Annotated in this window: 1 protein-coding gene; it reads right to left on the bottom strand. The window is 54.5% G+C overall.

Annotation, left to right across the window (positions count from 1 at the left end; genetic code table 11):
• The coding region (locus RINTHH_RS10685; protein ID WP_155943899.1) for a hypothetical protein at window positions 1-279 on the bottom strand (279 nt) is incomplete at its 3' end.
• Window positions 280-948 lie beyond the last annotated feature (669 nt).

Here is a 948-nt window from a genome sequence, read left to right as displayed (position 1 = left end):
CATGGACTGACCCATGCGACGGAGATTCCATCTCCGACGAGATTGAAGATGCGCTTTTGCGTCTCGACCGCATCTTCGGGAAGAACCTACGCTATCGGATAGCCCAATTGGAAAAGGGCTCCAAGTCCGATAAGCCCAAGGATAAGGAGATTGAATCCGAGGCGAACTCTTCCAAGCCTGCCCACAATGGATTTCATCTCCAATGCTATGTCGAGACCTCTCAGAGCATCCGGTTGAGAACCGTATGGAGAGGCCTGCCCTATGCCTATGTACGACCACGACGTGGCCTCCGAGACACTGCCCGGGAATACTGTATGCCCGAGAAGGGTTCCCCCTTCGTCGGTGAATACGACCCCACGCACATCGCAGGACCTTGGGAGGTCGGCGAGTGGAGGGAGAGCGACGTGGATGAAACATCCGACGACCCCTTGGAGGTCGCCTCCCGTCGAATCGTCAACGGGGACTGTTGGCGCTCCGTTGCCTTCGATATGCCCAAGACTTTCGTCCGGCATGGAAGAGGTCTCAGAGACCTGCACGACGCTGTTTCTTTGTGTCCTTCGTGCCTTCAATCTCTGACACCTCACGGTTCATCACTGCGCCCATGAATGACTTCACTTGCGCCTTCGTGAGCGTGGCTTTCTTCTTCGGCTTTGCCTTCGATTTCGAATTAAATTTCGAGCTACTTTTTTTCACCATTTTCATTCCTCCACTGTAAAGTCCACGAAGACGTGGACGTAGTAGTCGTCATCAACTGCCCCATCCTCATCACCCGACGAGTACTCAACGAGTCCTCGAATCAACGGAAAGATTTCCGTCCGTGTGCTGAGGTTCCAATCGGCAGACTGTCCACCGGGTGGAGGACTGTCTCCAGTGCCGATTCCTGAGGCCAAAAGCGCAAACCCACTGCATGGACATTTGGGGATGGCGCTCGGCCATTGAACAACGCAT

It is taken from the genome of Richelia intracellularis HH01, from assembly GCF_000350105.1.
Taxonomy (GTDB): domain Bacteria; phylum Cyanobacteriota; class Cyanobacteriia; order Cyanobacteriales; family Nostocaceae; genus Richelia; species Richelia intracellularis.
This window is presented reverse-complemented; position numbering and strand designations above follow the sequence as displayed.